Origin of the sequence: Catenuloplanes indicus, assembly GCF_030813715.1 — a bacterium.
Lineage (GTDB): Bacteria > Actinomycetota > Actinomycetes > Mycobacteriales > Micromonosporaceae > Catenuloplanes > Catenuloplanes indicus.
Window position 1 is genome coordinate 7,585,206 of record NZ_JAUSUZ010000001.1, and the last position, 17,162, is coordinate 7,602,367.

Here is a 17,162-nt window from a genome sequence, read left to right on the forward strand (position 1 = left end):
CACAAATCCCGGTCGTGAACGCGCTATGAACGGCCGACCTCCGACACGGTGTTACGAACGGAAGGAGGAGGACCACCATGAGTTTCCTCACCAGCACCTTCGTGACGGCTTTCGAGGCGGCCTGCCTGATCCGCGCCGCGCGCCCGGTCCGGCCGGCCGAGACGCGCCGGCCGCGGCTCGCCGACGTGCACCGGATGGCCGCGCCACAGGGCGACGCCGCGGCCGAGTTCGACAGCGAGGAGGCGGCCGAGCGGCTGACCATGCTGCTCGCGACGCTCGGCTACCAGGCGCGCAGCGCGGAGCGCGACGGCGGCGGCGTGCGCCGGTACGCGGTACAGCAGGTGACGATCGCGGAGCCGGACCGCGTCGCGGCGGACCGGATGATGGTCACCTCCTGGCAGCGCGGCCGGCAGCGGCTGCTGGCCACCGACCCGCTCGGCTCCACGTCGCCGCAGGCCGCGCACCGGGTCGTGCTGGCCCGCGCGGCCTGGAACGCCGGCGTGCTGGTCGGCCGGCTCCGCCCGCGGCACAGCCAGCTGCGCATCGGCATCGCGGAGCCGGACATGGTCGCGGTGCTGGTCCGCGCGGCCCGCCTGGCCGGCGTGCCGAGCAGCGTGAGCAAGCGGTCCGGCTGCTTCGTGATCGCGGTGCCCGAGCAGTCCACGTCCTCGCTGGTCAATTACGAACTCCCCGGCACCGGCCGCCCGGCCCGCCGGCATGCCCTGAACCCGCGGCACGGCCGCCCCACACCCCGGCTGGCGGCCGCCTGACCGCGTGCTCCTCCCGGCGTGCCGGCCCCCGTGCCACGGGGGCCCGGCACGCCTTTTGTGCGGAGCGGCGAGCACGGCAGGGTTTTTCGTGACCACCACGGGACGGACAGGGAGGCCGCCCGCGGCCGACCGGTGCCCGCGGGAGCGTGCGGAAGGTGACCACGCCGGATGCGGGCGGACAAAGGCCCTTCGGATCTTATTCCTACTTGCTGGATAGAGTTACACGTCACATCGAGCCACTTTTCACTGGCTATGCGTCACGATTCGGCGTTAGAGTCCCGCTGGCCCGATCGTCGGGCGAGTGGAACATCCGTGGGGAGGCGTCGTGCACCAGTCGCTGACGCGCCGTCGCCACGTCGACCACATGCGAGTCTCCAGCACTCTCTGTCCGGCTCGCTGAGCCCTTCCCCCCGGACGGACACCCCTTTTTCCCTGGAGCTTCCCCGTGTTCGCACGTATCCGAAAAATCCCTTTCTCTGTGCAGATACTGGCCGGTCTGGTGCTCGGCGTGGTCCTCGGACTCGTCGCCCGGCAGCTGGGCCCGGTCGCGGACGGCAGCCCGAACTGGCTGACCAGCACGCTGGACACCGTCGGCAGCTCGTTCGTCACGCTGCTGCGCGTGCTGGTGGTGCCGCTGGTGGTCACCGCGATCATCGCCAGCATCGCCAATTTGCGCGGCGTGACCGGCGCGGCCCGGCTGGCCGGTCAGACGCTGCTCTGGTTCGCGATCACCGCGCTGATCTCCGTCGTGATCGGCATCGGCCTCGGCGTGATCCTGCAGCCCGGCAACCACACCTCGGTCGGCGAGGAGCTGGCCAAGGAGCCGAGCCGGGTCGGTGACTGGTGGGCGTTCCTGACCGGCCTGATCCCGAGCAACATCCTCGGTCTGTCCGCGAGCACCACGGTCCGCGAGTCCGGCGCCACCACCAGCCTGTCGTTCAACGTGCTGCAGCTCGTGGTGATCGCGATCGCGATCGGCATCGCGGCACTGAAGACCGGCGAGAAGGCCGAGCCGTTCCTGGCGTTCAACCAGTCCGCGCTGTCCGTGGTGCAGACCGTGCTGTGGTGGGTCATCCGGCTCGCCCCGATCGGCACCATCGGTCTGCTCGGCAACGCGGTCGCCGGCTACGGCTGGGACGCGATCGGCTCGCTCGGCGTGTTCACCGGCGCGATCTACCTGGGCCTGGCGCTGGTGATCTTCGTCGTCTACCCGGTGCTGCTGAAGGCGCACGGGCTGTCGGTGCGACGCTGGTTCGCCACCACCTACCCGGCGCTCCAGCTGGCGTTCGTCTCGCGCAGTTCGCTCGGCACGCTGCCGGTCACCGAGCAGGTCACCGAGCGGCTGGGCGTGCCGCGCTCGTACGCCAGCTTCGCGGTCCCGCTCGGCGCCACCACCAAGATGGACGGGTGCGCCGCGATCTACCCGGCGCTGGCCGCGATCTTCGTGGCACAGTTCTTCGGCATCTCGCTCAGCATCCCGGACTACCTGCTGATCGTGCTGGTCTCGGTGCTCGGCTCGGCCGCCACCGCGGGTACCACCGGCGCGACCGTGATGCTCACGCTGACGCTGTCCACGCTCGGCCTGCCGCTGGCCGGCGTCGGCCTGCTGCTGGCGATCGACCCGATCCTGGACATGGGCCGCACCGCGGTGAACGTGGCCGGCCAGGCGCTGGTGCCGACGATCGTGGCCAAGCGCGAGGGCCTGCTCGACGAGGAGCAGTACGCGCACGCCACCGCGATACCGTCCGGCGACGTGACGCCGGCCCCGCGCGCGGCCGTCGTCGGCTGATCAGCGCGTGCTCCGCCCGGCCGTTCCCGTCACGGCCGGGCGGAGTACACCGCGTCCGGTACGAAGTCCGGCTGCCGCACCGGCTTGCCGAAGTGGTAGCCCTGCGCCAGCCGGTAGCCGAGCCGGTACAGCTCGTCCGCCTGCTCCGGCGTCTCCACGCCCTCGGCCACCGCCTGCAGCCCGAGGCCGTCGCTGACCTGGATCAGCGCGGTGGCGATCACGGCGTGCCGGCCGGCCATGGTGACCTTGTCGACGAACGACTTGTCCACCTTCAGCACGTCCACCGGTACGGTCTGCAGCAGCGTCAGCGACGAGTGGCCGGTGCCGAAGTCGTCCAGCGCGATCCGTACGCCGCGGCGGTGCAGCGCCTCGACCGTGCGCAGCGCCTGGCCGCCGTCGAAGACCGCGGTCTCGGTCAGCTCCACCACCAGCTGTTCCGGCCGCAACCCCGTCTCGGCCAGCACCGCGGCGACCAGTCCGGCGAACCCGGGTTCGGCCAGCTGGCGGGCGGAGACGTTCACGCTGATCCGCTGCGGCGCGGCGGCGCCGTACTCGGCGAACCAGGTCACCGCCTGTGCGCACGCCTGGCGCAGGATCCACTCGCCCAGCTCGACGATCAGGCCGGTGTCCTCCGCGATCGGCACGAACTCGGCCGGGCTGACGAACCCGCGCTCCGGGTGCGTCCACCGGACCAGCGCCTCCACCGACACGATCCGGCCCGCCGGCAGCTCCACGATCGGCTGGTAGACCAGGTGGAACTGGCCCGCCTCGAGCGCGGCCCGCAGCTCCGCACCGGCCCGGGCCCGCACCGTGGCCTGCGCGTCCAGGTCCGCGGTGTAGCGCAGGTGCCGGCCGCCGCCGGCGCGCTTGGCCGCGTACATGGCCGCGTCCGCGCGGCGCAGCATCTCATCCGTGTCGATCTCTTCGCCGGTCTCGTTGCCGGCCGTGCCCACGCTCGCGCTGACCAGCAGCTGCTGGCCGTTCGCGCCGGCCGGGCAGCGCAGCGACGCGCTGATCCGCTCCGCGATCGCGGACATCGCGGCCGGTGACACCTCACGGACCAGCACCGCGAACTCGTCGCCGCCCATCCGCGCCACCACGTCGTCGTCCCGGACCGCCTCGCGCAGCCGCTGCGCCACCACGGTCAGCAGCTGGTCGCCGGTGGCGTGCCCGAACGTGTCGTTGATCTCCTTGAACCCGTTCAGGTCGAGCACCGCGACCTGCACCAGGCCGTCGCGCAGCGCCACCGCGAGGTCCTGCTCGAACAGCCGCCGGTTCGCCAGCCCGGTCAGCTCGTCCGCCATGGCCAGCTGCTCCAGCTGGTCGGACTGCCGCTGCACGGTCGCGAAGAAACCGGACAGCCGGGCCAGCATCAGCGCGAACAGGATGACCGCGCCGACGCCGATCGCCTCGATGTCGACGTGTTCGGTGCCGCGCTGCGCCTCCGCGAACAGCACGGCCGGGACCAGCAGCGTGGACGCGGTCAGCATCGCGATCCGCTGCCAGCCGTCGTGCGGCGGCGGCCGGCGCACGACCGGGTCGTCACCGGACGGGTGCAGCGCCGCGCCCGCGAAACAGCAGTAGGAGAACAGGAACGCGCCGAAGACCGCGCGGTCCAGCAGCGGATCGACGCCCGGCAGCAGCGTGTAGCCGAGATTGCCGGCCAGCGCGGCCGTGCTGCCCAGCGTCAGCAGCCACACGCTCGGGCTGCGCCGCCCCGGCCGGATCAGCAGCGGGCCGACCACTGCGAACAACAGCACACCCGCGGTCGGGTACGCCGCGGTCACCGCCCGGACGAGCGCCGGCATCGTGTCGTCCCGGACGATCGGCCCGATCACGAACAGCCAGTAGACCAGCCCGAGCCCGGTCGCGATCATCGCCGTGTCGATCACGGCGGCCAGCTCGCGCAGCCGCCGCTCCCGCGTCAACCGGAAGATCGCCACCACGAACAGTGGGTACGCACCGAGGTACGCCGCGTCCGCCCACGACGGGTACGGGTGGGCACCGCCGACGATGGCCTGGTAGGCATAGATCTCGTCGCCGGCCACCCAGGCGACCAGCCCGGCCGCGAAGATCCACCACGGCCCCCGGTGCGCCGCCGCCTTCCGCCGCACGCCCGCGACCAGCAGCACCAGCGACGCGAACCCGACCACCGCGGACAACACGGCCGAGACCCGCCCGTCCGGCAGCCCGACGTAGACCAGACAGGCGAGCATCCCGCACACCGGCCACCACAGCCAGCCCCGCTCCGTCCCCACGCCCCCTTCATCGGCGTCCCAGCCCTCGTTCTGAGCGGCGCGCGCTCAGTGTTCGTGGGGGAGGAGGCGGCGCCAGGAGGCGGTGACGAGGCGGCCGGTGGGGAGGCGGTAGAGGTGCCAGTCGGCGGGGTCGGCGTGCGGGAGGGCGCGGATCGCGGCGCGGGCGGCGGGACCGCGCAGGTGGGTGACGGACTGCCATTGGTCCTTGCCGTCGAACGCCGGTGGGGTGACGTGCCGCGGCCACGGGCGGATCTCGCCCTCGGCGGTGTCCAGCGGGACCGCGACCAGCTTGATCGCGTGCGGGCGGTAGCGCTCGCCGTGCATCCGTACCCGGGTGGCGGCCTTCTCCAGCGCGTCGTAGAGCGCGTACGTCGCGGCCGGGTACGCGCCGTACTGACGGTAGGTCTCCAGCGCGTAGGCGCTGAGCCGGCGGCCGCCGGCCCGGAAGTAGGTGTCCGGGGCGTCCGCGATCTGCGGGTCGTCCGGGCCGAGCGTGGCCGTGCCGTTCGCCGGATCGCGGACGACCGCGACGGCCTGGCGGACCAGCCGGTCCGTGTCGCGCAGCCGCCATCGGTGAGCGGCGTCCGCGATCGCGGTGCCGTCCCGGTAGACGACCAGCGCCGGGGCCCGCAGCGCGTTCCAGCCGGCCGGTACGAAGCCGCCGTCGTACCCGTACTCCAGCACCGGCCGGGCCGGTGCGGCCGATGCCGGGCCGGGCAGCCCGATCACCAGGCCGGCCGCGGCCACCCCGGTCAGAAGACTCCTGCGATCCATGGTCGACCCCCGCTCGCGTGGACTGTGCCGGGCCAGACTGGCACCGTGACCAGCGGGACGAGGGGAGAACCCGGGAAGTCCACCCGGAGGGACGATCAGCCGCGGTCCCGGCGGGCCAGGGAGGCCCATTCACCGAACCGCGGGACCGGCTCCCAGTGCGCGGCGACGTCCGCCTCCCACCGGTCCTCGGTGACGTGCTCCGGCGCGTCGTCGTCCGTGACGATCCGGCGTACCTGGCCGTCCTCGCGGAAGCGCCGCTCGCAGACGCGGACGGCGCTGTCGTTGCCGCCGTAGTCCCACTCGGTCACGGAGTGCAGGAACAGCCGGTCGCCGATCCGCCGGAACTCGTACAGCAGCGTCTGCCGCCCCCGGTCGTCGAGGAACCAGACACCGGCGTGGTCCTGCCGCCAGGCGATCTCGAGGACCGCGGCCGGCCGGTCCGGGCCGGGCAGCGCTACCGCGTAGTGGTCGCCGCGCGCGTCCCGGGCGGCGGCCGCCGAGGCGGAGATCGGATAGACCGGCTCGTGCCGCCGGAAGTTCCACTTCCGCCCGTAGACCGTCACGCGCCGAATCATGCCGGAGTCCAGCGGGTGGGAAGACCGAGGCCCCGGCGGCACATCGGTGCCGCCGGGGCCTACCCCTCGGAGGTGAAGCGTCAGCGCTGCGCGAGGACGCGCTTGTCCGCGTCCAGCGCGCGCGGCAGGCGGACGGTGATGAACTCGTTGTTGTCGGCGACGCCCGCGGCGCGGCCGGCCGAGCCCGGGAAGTTGTTGTCGTTCAGCACGCCGATCGTCTGGTCGTCCAGGATGATCACGTCCTCGATCGTCTGGAACGGGAACGTGAACGTGGTGCCGAAACCGGCGATCCGCTTCGGGTTCGCCACGTTCATCAGGTCCACCAGCAGCGTCTTGTCCATCACGCCGTCGCGGTCGCGGTCCCGCTTGTCGGCCAGGTAGATCTTCTTGACCACCGCGGTGGCACCCTGGCCGCCGTCGCGCTCGATCACCAGGAAGCGGTTCGCGTCGACCGAGATCGCGTCGCCGATGGCCAGGTTCGCGGCGTCCAGCCGGTAGGTGAGACGCTTCCCGGTGTACGCGCCGGCGCGGACGTCGAACTCGTTGAAGCGCAGCGTGGCCGCCGGGTCACCGGTGACCGTGCCCTCCAGCAGCGAGTAGAGGTACCGCCCGTCGGGCGACTTGGCCAGCCCTTCGAAGCCCTTGCTGGAGCCGAGGTTCGCCGTGGCGCCGGTGCGTGCCGCGGTCTCCGGCGCGACCACGCCGGGCAGCGGGACCGGGGCGGAGAGCAGCTTGCCGGTACGGTCGACGTGCAGCAGATACGGCCCGAACTCCTCGCCGATCCAGTAGCCGCCGTCCGCGTCCCGCGTGATCGACTCCACGTCGAAGTCCGCGCCGGTCAGCACCCGGTCGTCCCGGGCCAGGTCCCAGGCGACGTGCCGGTCCGGGTCGGTCAGGTTGATGCCGCCCAGCACGTCCACCCGGTGCGTGCCGAAGACCGGCGCGATCCGCTGGATGCGCAGCAGGAAGTCGGCGCTGTTCGCCTGGGTGCCGAAGCCGTTGTCGGACAGCACGTCGAAGGTGCCGTCCGCGTTGCGCAGCACACCGGAGAAGCCCTGCACCGGCTGGTCCGCCCAGGGCGCCGCGATGCCGTTGACCGGCGCGGTGCCGAGCGCCGCACCGGACGGCTCGCTGCCCGGCACGAACGTCAGCGCCGGCAGCGACGCCCATCCGGTGAGCGTCGGCGCCTTCACCCGGTCACCGTGCGCCTGGGTCGGCGCCCCCGCGAGAGCCAGCGTCAGGGCGAGTACGCCGGCCCCGGCGACCGCGCGCACGGCGTACCCGTTGATCGTGATCTTTCCCATGGTGGCTCAACGTAGGCGCCGCCGGTGAATGACGGCCGACTTCCCGGTGACCGCCACCGGGCACCCACCGGTCGCCTCGCATTCCGGCCGGCCCGGGAGGCGCAGTGCGCGGTCACTCCTCGGGGGCGAGGCGGCGCCCGGTACCCCGCGCTACCGGACGCGCGGGTCCGCCTCCAGAGACTTCGGCAGGCGGATCGTGATGAACTCGCTGTAGTCGGCCACGCCGTGGTAGCGGCCGGCCGAGCCGGGGAAGTTGTTGTCGTTCAGCACCGCGATGGTCAGGTCGTCCAGGACGATCAGGCCCTCCGGCTGCAGGGGGAACGTGAACGTGGTGCGGAATCCGGCGATCTGCTCCGGGTTCGCGAGGTTCAGCAGGTTGGTGACCACGGTCTTGTCCATCGCGCCGTCGCGGTTGCGGTCGCGGCGGTCCGCGACGTAGACCCGCTTGGTCTCCGCGTGCTCGCCCAGGAAACCGTCGTGCTCGATCACCAGGAACCGGTCCGTGTCCAGCGTGACCACGTCGCTGACCACGGTGCCGGGGCGGTCCAGCCGGTACGTCCAGCGCTTGCCGGTGTACCCGCCGGTGCGCGTGTCGAACTCACTGAACCGCAGGTCGCGTGCGCCGTCACCGGCGACCGGGCCCTCCAGCAGCGGGTAGAGGAAGCGGCCGTCCGGCGACGTGGCCAGCCCTTCGATGCCCTTGCTGGGGTCCAGGTTGGCCTTCACGCCGGCGCGGTCCGCGGACTCCGGCGCGGTGACGCCGGGCATCGGGACCGGCGGCGCGAGCAGCCGGCCGGCCGCGTCGACGTGCAGCAGGTACGGACCGAACTCGTCACCGATCCAGTAGCCGCCGGCGGAGTCGCGCGCGATCGACTCCGGGTCGAAGTCGGCGCCGGTCAGCGCCCGGTCCGCGCGGGTCAGCTCCCACGGCACGTGCCCGTCCGGGTCGGTCAGGTAGAAGCCGCCGACCACGTCGATCGTGCCGGTGCCGGCGTCCGGTGCGATCCGGTGGACGCGCAGCAGGAAGTCGGCGCTGTTCGCGGTCGTGCCGTACCCGTTGTCGGACAGCACGTCGTAGGTACCGTCCTTGTTGTGCAGCCCGCCGGAGAAGCCCTGCACCGGTTGATGCGGGAACGGTACGGGTATCCCGTGCACCGGCGTGCCGCCGAGCGCGCGGCCGGACGCCCGGCTGCCGGCCACATAGGTCTCCGGCGGGAGTGCGGCCCAGCCGGTGAGTGTGGGCGTGGTCACATATGTCTCGTCCGCCTGGGCGGGCGTACCGGCGAACGCGAGAGCCATGGCGGCCGCACCGGCGCCGATGATCCCCTGAACTGCGTACCGGTAAATGTTGATCAAGTTCATGGTCGCTCAGAGTAAGGGTCGAAGGTATATGGCGCGCGTCATTGTGGTGGCCTTCACCAGGCATGATAGGTCGAGGTCGCTGGTCTAATGAGGAGGTTCGGGGGCTCATGGATTACCAGAGCGCATTGGCGTCACTGTTCCTGCCCGAGGGACGTAACGATCCGTACCCGGCTTACGACGTGCTGCGCGCGCACGCGCCCGTTTTCATGGCCGATGGGCGCTGGTGGGTGACCTCACACACGGTGACCAATCAGGTGCTGCGCCACCCGGCGATGCGGATCCTGGACGCGGCCGACTACGACCGGTTCTGGCCGGACTGGCGGCAGAACCGCGGCGTCGCGTCGTTCGTGCTGTCCATGTTGCAGACGAACCCACCGGACCACTCCCGGGTGCGCCGCGCGGCCGCCGCCACGTTCACCGCCCGGCGGGTCGCCGCGATGCGCGACGTCATCGCGGCGCTGTCCGAGGAGCTGATCACGGCGATGCCGGCCCGGACCGATTTCATCGGCGCGTTCGCGTACCCGCTGCCGATCTCGGTGATCTGCGCGCTGCTCGGCGTGCCGGCCGCGGACCGGCCCTGGTTCCGGCAGCGGGTCGCGGACCTCACCGTGGTGCTGGAGCCGATCAGCACGGAGCGCGAGATGCAGCTCGCGGACGTGGCCGGGCGCGAGGTGGAGGACTACTTCGTCGGCCTGATCGCGGAGCGCCGGCGCGCTCCGCAGGAGGACCTGACCAGCGCGCTCGTCGCGAACGGCGACCTCACCGCGGAGGAGCTGCTGGCCAACCTGATCCTGCTGCTGATCGCCGGCTTCGAGACCACCACCAACCTGCTCGGCACCGGTATCAAGATGCTGCTGGACCGCCCGGAGCACGCGGCCCGGCTGCGCGCCGACCCGGGCCTCGCGCCCGCCTACGTCGAGGAGATCCTGCGGTACGACTCACCGGTGCAGATGACGAGCCGGCTCGCGGCCGAGCCGGTCGAGTTCGGCGGCGTGCGGATCGCCGCCGGCGAGTCGCTCAACATGCTGCTCGGCGCCGCGAACCGCGACCCGGCACGGTACGGCGACCCACACCGTTTCGACCCGGACCGGGAGAACGTGCAGCCGGTCTCGTTCGGCGGCGGCGCGCACTACTGCCTCGGCGCACCGCTGGCCCGGCTGGAGGCGCAGGTCGCGCTGCCGATGCTGGTCACCATGCTGCCCGCGCTCGCGCAGGACGGGCCGGAGGTCCGCCGGGACCGGCTGGTGCTGCGGGGCTACTCCGCGCTGCCGGTCACGATCGGGTGACTCCGTAGACTGGACTGTCCAACCCGTGGTTTTGCAGTGAGCAAGGAGTGCGCAGCGTGACCGTCCAGCCCATCCGACTCTTCGGGGATCCGGTGCTGCGCTCACCGGCCGAGGCCGTCGTCGACTTCGACAAAGAGCTGCGCAAGCTCGTCGCGGACCTGACCGAGACGATGCAGGAGGCGGGCGGCGCCGGGCTGGCCGCGCCGCAGCTGGGCGTGGGCCTGCGGGTCTTCGCGTTCGACGTCGACGACGTGGTCGGCCACCTGGTCAACCCGGTGCTGGAGTTCCCGGATGAGGAGGAGCAGGACGGCCCCGAGGGCTGCCTGTCCATCCCGGGGCTCTACTACGACACCAAGCGGCGGCTCAACGTGGTGGCCAAGGGCTTCAACGAGTACGGCGACCCGCTGCAGATCGTCGGCACCGGCCTGATGGCGCGCTGCGTGCAGCACGAGACCGACCACCTGGACGGCGTGCTCTTCCTGGACAAGCTGGACGCGGAGGCGCGCAAGGCCGCGATGCGGGAGATCCGCCAGGCCGACTGGTACGACCGGGACAGGCCGCCGACCGTGAAGGTCAGCCCGCACGCGAACCCGTTCGGGCTGGGGCGGTAACCGGATGCGCATCGTCTTCGCGGGCACGCCCGCCGTCACGCTGCCGGCGCTCGAGGCCCTGCACCGCTCGGAGCACGAGATCCTGGCCGTGGTCACCCGGCCGGACGCGCCCTCCGGCCGGGGCCGCCGCCTGGTCCGCTCGCCCGCCGCGGCCTGGGCCGACGAGCACGGCATCGAGGTGCTGACCCCGGCCAGGCCGCGGGAGCCGGAGTTCCTGGAGCGGCTCAAGGCGCTGGCACCCGACTGCGTGCCGGTCGTGGCGTACGGCGCGCTGGTCCCGCCGGTCGCGCTGGAGATCCCGAAGCACGGCTGGATCAACCTGCACTTCTCGCTGCTGCCCGCGTGGCGCGGCGCTGCGCCGGTGCAGCACGCGGTGCTGCACGGCGACGAGGTGACCGGCGCCAGCGTGTTCCAGCTGGAGGCCGGCCTGGACACCGGGCCGGTCTTCGGCACGCTGACCGACGAGATCCGCCCGGCCGACACCTCCGGTGACCTGCTGGACCGGCTCGCCGAGTCCGGTGCCGGGCTGCTGGTCGCGGTGCTGGACGCGATCGAGGCCGGCACCGCGCGCGCCGAGCCGCAGCCGGCCGGCGGCGTGTCGCTCGCCCCCAAGATCACCGTGGAGGACGCACAGGTCCGGTGGACCGACCCGGCGTTCGCGGTGGACCGGCGGGTCCGGGCGTGCACGCCCGCGCCGGGCGCGTGGACCACGTTCCGCGAGGAGCGGGTGAAGCTCGGGCCGGTGACGCCGGTGCCGGACGGGCCGCCGCTGGAACCGGGCGATCTGCTGGTCGAGCGCAAGCGGGTGCTGGCCGGGACCGCGACCACGCCGGTCGCGCTGGGTGAGGTGCGCGCGGCCGGCAAGAAGCCGATGCCGGCCACCGACTGGGCGCGCGGCGTCCGGGTCGAGACGGGGGAGTCCTTCGCATGAGCAGCCCTGACCCCAGGTCCGGCAATTCCGGTTCGCAGCCGCGTACCGGCGGTTTCGGATCTTCATATGTGCGGCGGCGTGCCGACGCCGGCGCGACCGAGTCCGGCTCCGGGCACCAGGCGGACCGGCCGCACAACGCCGGCCGGCCGCGGCGCTCCGACGGCCCCGGTGACGGCCGGGGCCGGGACCGCGACTCGCACGGCGGCGGCCGGGCTCCACGCGGCGGCCGTCCGCCGTCCGACCCGGCCCGGCAGGCCGCCTACGAGGCGATCGCGGCCGTGCACCGCGACGACGCGTACGCGAACCTGGTGCTGCCGCAGATCCTGGCGGACATGCGGCTGTTCGGCCGGGACGCCGCGTTCGCGACCGAGCTGACCTACGGCACGCTGCGCCTGGTCGGCACGCTCGACCTGATCATCAAGGCGGCCGCGGGCCGCGACGTCGAGCGGATCGACCCGCCGGCCCGGGACGCGATGCGCCTCGGCGCCTACCAGCTGCTGCATACCCGGGTGCCGGCGCACGCCGCGGTCGCCACCACGGTCGACCTGGTCCGCTCGGTCGCGCCCGGCGCGGCCGGCTTCGCCAACGCGGTGCTGCGCCAGATCACCACGAAGAACTGGGACGAGTGGATCGCCGAGGTCGCGCCGTCCCGCGACGAGGACCCGATCGGGAACCTGTCGGTCACGCACGCACACCCGCCGTGGATCGTGCGTGCGTTCGCCGAGTCGCTCGGCGGCGACATGGCCGAGACCGCCCGCGCGCTCGCCGAGGACAACGAGCGCCCGCCGGTCCACCTGTGCGCCCGCCCCGGTCGCGCGGACGCGGTCACGCTCGCGGACGAACTCGGCGGTGCGCCCGGCGCGTTCTCGCCGTACGCGGTCTACCTGCCCGGCGGCGCCCCCGGCGACCTGTCCGCGCTGGCCCAGGGCCGCGTCCACGTCCAGGACGAGGGCTCCCAGCTCGTCGCCACCGCCCTTTCCCAGGCCCCGATCGAGGGTACGGACGCCAGCTGGCTGGACCTGTGCGCCGGACCGGGCGGCAAGGCCGGTCTGCTCGGCGCGCTCGCGGCCGAGCGGGGCGCCCGCGTCACCGCGGTCGAGGTCGCGGAGCACCGCGCCCGCCTGGTCGCGAACGCCACCCGCGGTCTGCCGGTCACCACGATCGTCGCGGACGGCCGCACCGCCGGCACCGGTGAGCTGCCGGCCGGCTCGTTCGACCGGGTGCTGGTCGACGCGCCGTGCACCGGCCTCGGCTCGCTGCGCCGCCGTCCCGAGTCCCGCTGGCGCCGCAAGCCCACCGACCTGCCGCCGCTCACCAGCCTCCAGCGCGAGCTGCTGGTCGCGGCGCTGAAGGCGGTCCGGCCGGGCGGCGTCGTCGCCTACGTGACCTGCTCCCCGCACGTGGTGGAGACGCAGGTGACGGTCACCGAGGCGGCCCGCCGGTCCAAACTCCCGGTCGACTTCGTCGACGCCCGCCCGCTGCTGCCCACCGGCATGCCCGGTCTCGGCAGCGGCCCCACCGTCCAGCTCTGGCCGCACCGCCACGGCACCGACGCGATGTTCCTCGCCATACTCCGCCGTACGGCGTAAAACCTGATCCTGGGTGGCCGAGGCTCCCCTGCCGTTGTACTTATGGACGTACAACGGCAGGGGGCTCATGAAAGCGATCGGCGAATCCGACCTGCGCGCCAATCTCGCTGACGTGCTCGACTCCATCGAGAGCGATGCCGAGGACCTGGTGGTGACGCGGAGCGGTGGTGAACCATGGGCGCGCGGAACCGGCGTTCGTCCGGCTCACGTCCAGCTGCGGGATCGGGTGGCCGTGGCCGGCCGTGGCGGCGCCGATCGCCAGCGCGTGTGCCAGCGGCGGTGCCAGCCGCTCCGCCGGTGTCTCGGACAGGTCGCGGACGCGGTGCCGGACCGCGATCCCGCCCAGCCCCAGCCGGCGTAGCTCGGCCGCCACCCGGGGCGGCGGGACCAGCGCGAAGAGCGCGTCCGCGGCGGCGCCGTCGCTGATCGCCACGGCCCGGTAGAGCAGGTCCTCGACCGCGATCGTGGCCGGGTGCCGGAACCTCGTCAGGCCCGGCGGGCCGGGCGCCTCGACCCGGTCCGGCGGCACCGTCACCGGCGTCGCCAGGTCCAGTTCGCCGCGCGCGGCCGCCTCCAGCACCGCGACCGCGAGCGGCACCTTGACCAGCGACGCGGCCGGGAACACCGCGTCCGGGTCGATGCCGAGCTCCTCGCCGGTGCGCAGGTCACGGACCAGGAAGCCGCCGCGCAGCCCGGCGTCGTCCAGCACCGCGCGCGCCTGGCGGAACACCCGGGCGGTGCTCACGGCGGGGTTCCGCGTCGCAGCGGGACGATTCGGCGCACGACGAGGCATCGTGCCACACCGCGGGTCGCGGCACCGCACCGCTGATCACGTCCCCAGGCAACGCCCCACCGGCACGTGCAGGAGCGTGCGGAGCAGCGTCAGCTCCGCGCGCGGGCCGGCCGTCACGTCGTAGCCGCGCGCCACGTCGAGGTCGGCCGCGGGCGCCCAGCACAGGCCCAGGTCCGTGGCCTGCGCGGCGGAGCAGAGCAGCAGGTCCGCGCCGGTCAGCACCTCCGCGGCCGCCTCCACCAGCGAACCGGCCGGCACGATCTGCGCCGGGCGCAGGCCGGTCGCGGCACCGGTCCGGATCACCCGGTCGCGTACGTGCGGGACGTCGTCCTCCGGCTGGATCCAGAGCCTCCGTCCCGTACCCGCGGGGTCGGCCTTGGTGGGTCTGAGGTTCTCCACGTGCGTGACCGGTGCGGCGACCGAGGCCAGGCCGAGGGGCACGACCCGTACCCCGGCATCCGGCGGTACGGCGATCAGCGCGGCGCCGTCCACCGGCCCGTTCGTGGACAGGTCCAGGTGCAGGTCGCGCGCGGGCCGCCGCGACCAGCCGGGCCAGCGCGGCCGGCGGGCAGATCGCGGGCACGGCCAGCCGGAACGGGCGGCTGCGGGCGCGCTCCGCGTCGTGCTCCAGCGTGTCGGCGAGCCGGACCAGGCGCTGCGCGGCCGGCAGCAGCCCGGCGCCGAACGGGGTGAGCGTGACCGTGCGCGACGACCGGTCCAGCAGCGCACCGCCGAGGTGCTCCTCCAGCGCGGAGACGCGCCGCGACGCGACCGACTGCGGGACGTGCAGCGCGGCCGCGCCGACCGTGAAGCTGCCGTGCCGGGCCACGGCCACGAACGCGCGACTGGCCGCGACAAGGTCCATGACCGGCAACTATGCCAGATCGGCATGAGACACCCTGGTTCCGTCTTGGACAGCATGAAGTCGTTCTGTCAGGGTCGAGCTGTCCGTTTCGTACCCACTCCAGGGGTGTGCTCGTGAAGCTTGTGAAGATCGTGACGGCGGCGGTGGCAGTGCTCGCGCTGACCCCGGCACCGGCGTCCGCGACCGGCGTATACCAGCGGCTGGAGCAGCGGTACGACGCGCGGCTCGGCGTCTACGCGGTGGACACCGGCACCGGGCGGACGGTCACGTTCCGGCCGGACGAGCGGTTCGCGTACGCGTCCACGTTCAAGGCGCTGGCCGCGGCCGCGGTGCTGGACCGGACCACGGACGCGGAGCTGCGGCGCGTAATCCGGTACACGGCCGCGGACCTGGTCGACTACTCGCCGGTCACGGAACTGCACGTGGACGAGGGCATGACGCTCGCCGCGATCGCCGAGGCCGCGATCACGGTCAGCGACAACACGGCGGGCAACCTGCTCTTCCGCGAGCTGGGCGGTCCGGACGGCCTGGAACGGGCGCTGCGTGCGATCGGCGACCGCGTCACCTCGGCCGACCGGATCGAGACCGAGCTGAACACCGCGATCCCGGGTGACCGGCGGGACACCAGCACGCCGCGCGCGCTCGCCACCGGCCTGCGCGCCTACGCGCTCGGCGGCGAACTGTGCCGCGGCGACCGCGAGCAACTCACCGCGTGGCTGCGCGCGAACACCACCGGCGCGGAGACGATCCGCGCGGGCGTCCCGGCCGGCTGGGTGGTCGGCGACAAGACCGGATCCGGCGGGTACGGCACGCGCAACGACATCGCGGTCCTCTGGCCGCCGTCCGGCGCACCGATCGTGCTCGCGGTGCTGTCCACGAGGGACACGGCGGACGCGGCGTACGACAACGCGCTGCTGGCGGACGCGGCCGCCGCGGTCGTGGACCGTTTCGGCTACTGATCCGGGTGGGGGAGTGTCCGGCCCGCACCGCGCGGGCCGGGCCGCTCAGTCCGCCAGCCGGTAGCGGATCGGCAGCGTGCGCAGGCCGCCGATGAACGTGGTGTCGGTCAGCGCGGGCTCGCCGTCCAGCGTGACCCACTCCAGCCGGGGCAGCAGGCGGCGGAAGAACGTGCGCATCTCCATCCGGGCCAGCGCCGCGCCCATGCAGTGGTGCGGGCCGAAGCCGAACGCCAGATGGTTCGCCGCGTTCGGGCGGGCGACGTCGAACGCGTCCGGGTCGGGGAACTTCTTCGGGTCGCGGTTCGCGCCGGTGAACGACAGCAGCAGCCAGTCGCCGGCCGCGATGTCCACGTCGCCGACCCGGGTGTCCGCCGCCGCGGTGCGCATCATGTGCCGTACCGGCGAGGAGTAGCGGACCATCTCGTCGACCGCGCCGTCGATCAGGTCCGGGTTGCGCCGCAGCCGGGCGAGCTGTTCCGGGTTGGTGGCCAGCGCCCACATGCCACCGGTGAGCGCCTTCGCGGTGGACTCGTAGCCGGACGTCGCCACCATCATGTGGTAGCTGACCGCCTCCACGTCACCGATCGGCGCACCGCCGATCGTGCCGTTCGAGACCGCGCTGGCCAGGTCACCGGACGGGTTCTCCCGCCGGGCCGCGGTCAGCGCGAGCATGTAGCCGAACAGGTTCGCCAGCACCGCGGCGTCGCCGTCCCGGGCGAAGAAGTCCTGGGTCAGCGCGACGACCCGCGGATACTCCTCCTCGGGCAGGCCCATCAGTTCCAGGATCACCTTCAGCGGGTACGGCTGCGCGACGTCGGACGCGAAGTCGCAGCGGCCGTCCAGCGCGGACATGCGGTCGATCGCCTGTCCGGCCAGTTCGTCCAGGCGCACCTGCAGCGCGGCGAGGCTGGCCGGCCGGAACCAGTCGTTGCCGAGCCGGCGGTAGGCGGCGTGCTCGTCGCCGTTCATGTGGATCAGCGTGCGCGGCGCCGGTCCGGCCGCCCGCTGCGCGTCCAGGTCGGCCCGGTTCATCACCCATGGCTGCGCCGCGTTCGGGAAGAGCTCCGGCCGGCGCTCGATCTCCAGCACCTCGGCGTGCCCGACGACCGCCCAGAACGGGTCGAACCCGTCCGCGGTCACCCGGTGGATCGGCGCCCGGGCGCGCAGCTCCGCGACCTCGCGGTGCCAGGCCGTCATGTCGGCGTATCGGTCCGGATCGGTGAAGACGTCGGTCATTGCGCCCCCAAGGCTGTGTCGCGGTCCGGGAAAGATCCTTCTCGACGCGCTGACCGAGAT

Annotated in this window: 14 protein-coding genes and 2 pseudogenes; 7 read left to right on the plus strand and 9 right to left on the minus strand. The window is 73.1% G+C overall.

Features of this window, described 5'->3' with window-relative positions:
- Positions 1-77 precede the first annotated feature (77 nt).
- Together J2S42_RS33775 and J2S42_RS33780 are read left to right on the plus strand one after the other, a co-directional pair.
- Complete coding sequence (locus J2S42_RS33775) at positions 78-770, plus strand: hypothetical protein (RefSeq protein ID WP_307245801.1); 693 nt, start codon at positions 78-80, stop codon at positions 768-770.
- A 457-nt stretch (positions 771-1,227) separates the two neighbouring features.
- The gene (locus J2S42_RS33780; protein ID WP_307249182.1) at positions 1,228-2,559 is read left to right on the plus strand and encodes a dicarboxylate/amino acid:cation symporter; all 1,332 of its coding nucleotides are present in this window, start codon (positions 1,228-1,230) and stop codon (positions 2,557-2,559) included.
- Between the two features lie 29 nt (positions 2,560-2,588).
- Here the strand turns inward: J2S42_RS33780 and J2S42_RS33785 are convergent, their stop codons facing one another.
- The 5 genes from J2S42_RS33785 to J2S42_RS33805 all read right to left on the minus strand — a co-directional run bounded on the left by J2S42_RS33785 (position 2,589) and on the right by J2S42_RS33805 (position 8,832).
- A complete protein-coding gene (locus J2S42_RS33785; RefSeq protein WP_307245803.1) occupies positions 2,589-4,817 on the minus strand; it encodes a putative bifunctional diguanylate cyclase/phosphodiesterase in 2,229 nt (742 codons plus the stop codon).
- A gap of 45 nt (positions 4,818-4,862) precedes the next feature.
- On the minus strand, positions 4,863-5,591 hold the full coding sequence (locus J2S42_RS33790; protein WP_307245805.1) for a hypothetical protein: 729 nt from the start codon (positions 5,589-5,591) through the stop codon (positions 4,863-4,865).
- 95 nt (positions 5,592-5,686) lie between these two features.
- Positions 5,687-6,154, minus strand: a complete 468-nt coding sequence (locus tag J2S42_RS33795; protein ID WP_307245807.1) for a hypothetical protein — start codon at positions 6,152-6,154, stop codon at positions 5,687-5,689.
- 92 nt (positions 6,155-6,246) lie between these two features.
- Positions 6,247-7,470: an esterase-like activity of phytase family protein gene (locus J2S42_RS33800; RefSeq protein WP_307245809.1), complete on the minus strand. Its 1,224-nt coding sequence runs from the start codon at positions 7,468-7,470 to the stop codon at positions 6,247-6,249.
- Positions 7,471-7,620: 150 nt separating this feature from the next.
- Positions 7,621-8,832, minus strand: coding sequence for an esterase-like activity of phytase family protein (locus J2S42_RS33805; RefSeq protein ID WP_307245811.1), 1,212 nt, complete (start codon positions 8,830-8,832; stop codon positions 7,621-7,623).
- A gap of 107 nt (positions 8,833-8,939) precedes the next feature.
- Here J2S42_RS33805 and J2S42_RS33810 point away from each other — a divergent pair, with 107 nt between their 5' ends.
- The 4 genes from J2S42_RS33810 to J2S42_RS33825 are packed head-to-tail and all read left to right on the plus strand — an operon-like array spanning position 8,940 to position 13,249.
- The gene (locus J2S42_RS33810) at positions 8,940-10,118 is read left to right on the plus strand and encodes a cytochrome P450 (RefSeq protein WP_307245813.1); all 1,179 of its coding nucleotides are present in this window, start codon (positions 8,940-8,942) and stop codon (positions 10,116-10,118) included.
- A 56-nt stretch (positions 10,119-10,174) separates the two neighbouring features.
- On the plus strand, positions 10,175-10,729 hold the full coding sequence (def, locus tag J2S42_RS33815; RefSeq protein WP_307245815.1) for a peptide deformylase: 555 nt from the start codon (positions 10,175-10,177) through the stop codon (positions 10,727-10,729).
- Between the two features lie 4 nt (positions 10,730-10,733).
- Complete coding sequence (gene fmt, locus J2S42_RS33820) at positions 10,734-11,660, plus strand: methionyl-tRNA formyltransferase (protein ID WP_307245817.1); 927 nt, start codon at positions 10,734-10,736, stop codon at positions 11,658-11,660.
- Positions 11,657-13,249, plus strand: a complete 1,593-nt coding sequence (locus J2S42_RS33825) for an RsmB/NOP family class I SAM-dependent RNA methyltransferase (RefSeq protein WP_307245819.1) — start codon at positions 11,657-11,659, stop codon at positions 13,247-13,249. The genes fmt and J2S42_RS33825 overlap by 4 nt, the downstream gene beginning before the upstream one ends.
- Before the next feature lie 178 nt (positions 13,250-13,427).
- On the opposite strand, the pseudogene J2S42_RS33830 reads toward J2S42_RS33825, so the two are convergent.
- From J2S42_RS33830 to J2S42_RS33840, 3 genes and pseudogenes are all read right to left on the minus strand, one after another.
- A pseudogene (locus J2S42_RS33830) lies at positions 13,428-13,994 on the minus strand (serine hydrolase); the annotation flags it as partial.
- Between the two features lie 84 nt (positions 13,995-14,078).
- Positions 14,079-14,534, minus strand: coding sequence for a hypothetical protein (locus J2S42_RS33835; RefSeq protein WP_307249330.1), 456 nt, complete (start codon positions 14,532-14,534; stop codon positions 14,079-14,081).
- A gap of 247 nt (positions 14,535-14,781) precedes the next feature.
- A pseudogene (locus J2S42_RS33840) lies at positions 14,782-14,907 on the minus strand (helix-turn-helix domain-containing protein); the annotation flags it as partial.
- A gap of 113 nt (positions 14,908-15,020) precedes the next feature.
- Here J2S42_RS33840 and bla point away from each other — a divergent pair.
- The gene (gene bla / locus J2S42_RS33845) at positions 15,021-15,866 is read left to right on the plus strand and encodes a class A beta-lactamase (protein WP_370879316.1); all 846 of its coding nucleotides are present in this window, start codon (positions 15,021-15,023) and stop codon (positions 15,864-15,866) included.
- A gap of 45 nt (positions 15,867-15,911) precedes the next feature.
- On the opposite strand, the gene J2S42_RS33850 is transcribed toward bla, so the two are convergent.
- The gene (locus tag J2S42_RS33850) at positions 15,912-17,102 is read right to left on the minus strand and encodes a cytochrome P450 (protein WP_307245821.1); all 1,191 of its coding nucleotides are present in this window, start codon (positions 17,100-17,102) and stop codon (positions 15,912-15,914) included.
- Between the last annotated feature and the right edge of the window lie 60 nt (positions 17,103-17,162).

What these genes read in the sequence shown, in the direction of transcription:
- J2S42_RS33775 (WP_307245801.1), top strand. Translation starts at nt 78, where the DNA reads ATGAGTTTCCTCACCAGCACCTTCGTGACGGCTTTCGAGGCGGCCTGC.
- J2S42_RS33790 (WP_307245805.1), bottom strand. Translation starts at nt 5,591, where the DNA reads ATGGATCGCAGGAGTCTTCTGACCGGGGTGGCCGCGGCCGGCCTGGTG.
- J2S42_RS33800 (WP_307245809.1), bottom strand. Translation starts at nt 7,470, where the DNA reads ATGGGAAAGATCACGATCAACGGGTACGCCGTGCGCGCGGTCGCCGGG.
- J2S42_RS33805 (WP_307245811.1), bottom strand. Translation starts at nt 8,832, where the DNA reads ATGAACTTGATCAACATTTACCGGTACGCAGTTCAGGGGATCATCGGC.
- J2S42_RS33810 (WP_307245813.1), top strand. Translation starts at nt 8,940, where the DNA reads ATGGATTACCAGAGCGCATTGGCGTCACTGTTCCTGCCCGAGGGACGT.
- fmt (WP_307245817.1), top strand. Translation starts at nt 10,734, where the DNA reads ATGCGCATCGTCTTCGCGGGCACGCCCGCCGTCACGCTGCCGGCGCTC.
- J2S42_RS33825 (WP_307245819.1), top strand. Translation starts at nt 11,657, where the DNA reads ATGAGCAGCCCTGACCCCAGGTCCGGCAATTCCGGTTCGCAGCCGCGT.
- J2S42_RS33850 (WP_307245821.1), bottom strand. Translation starts at nt 17,102, where the DNA reads ATGACCGACGTCTTCACCGATCCGGACCGATACGCCGACATGACGGCC.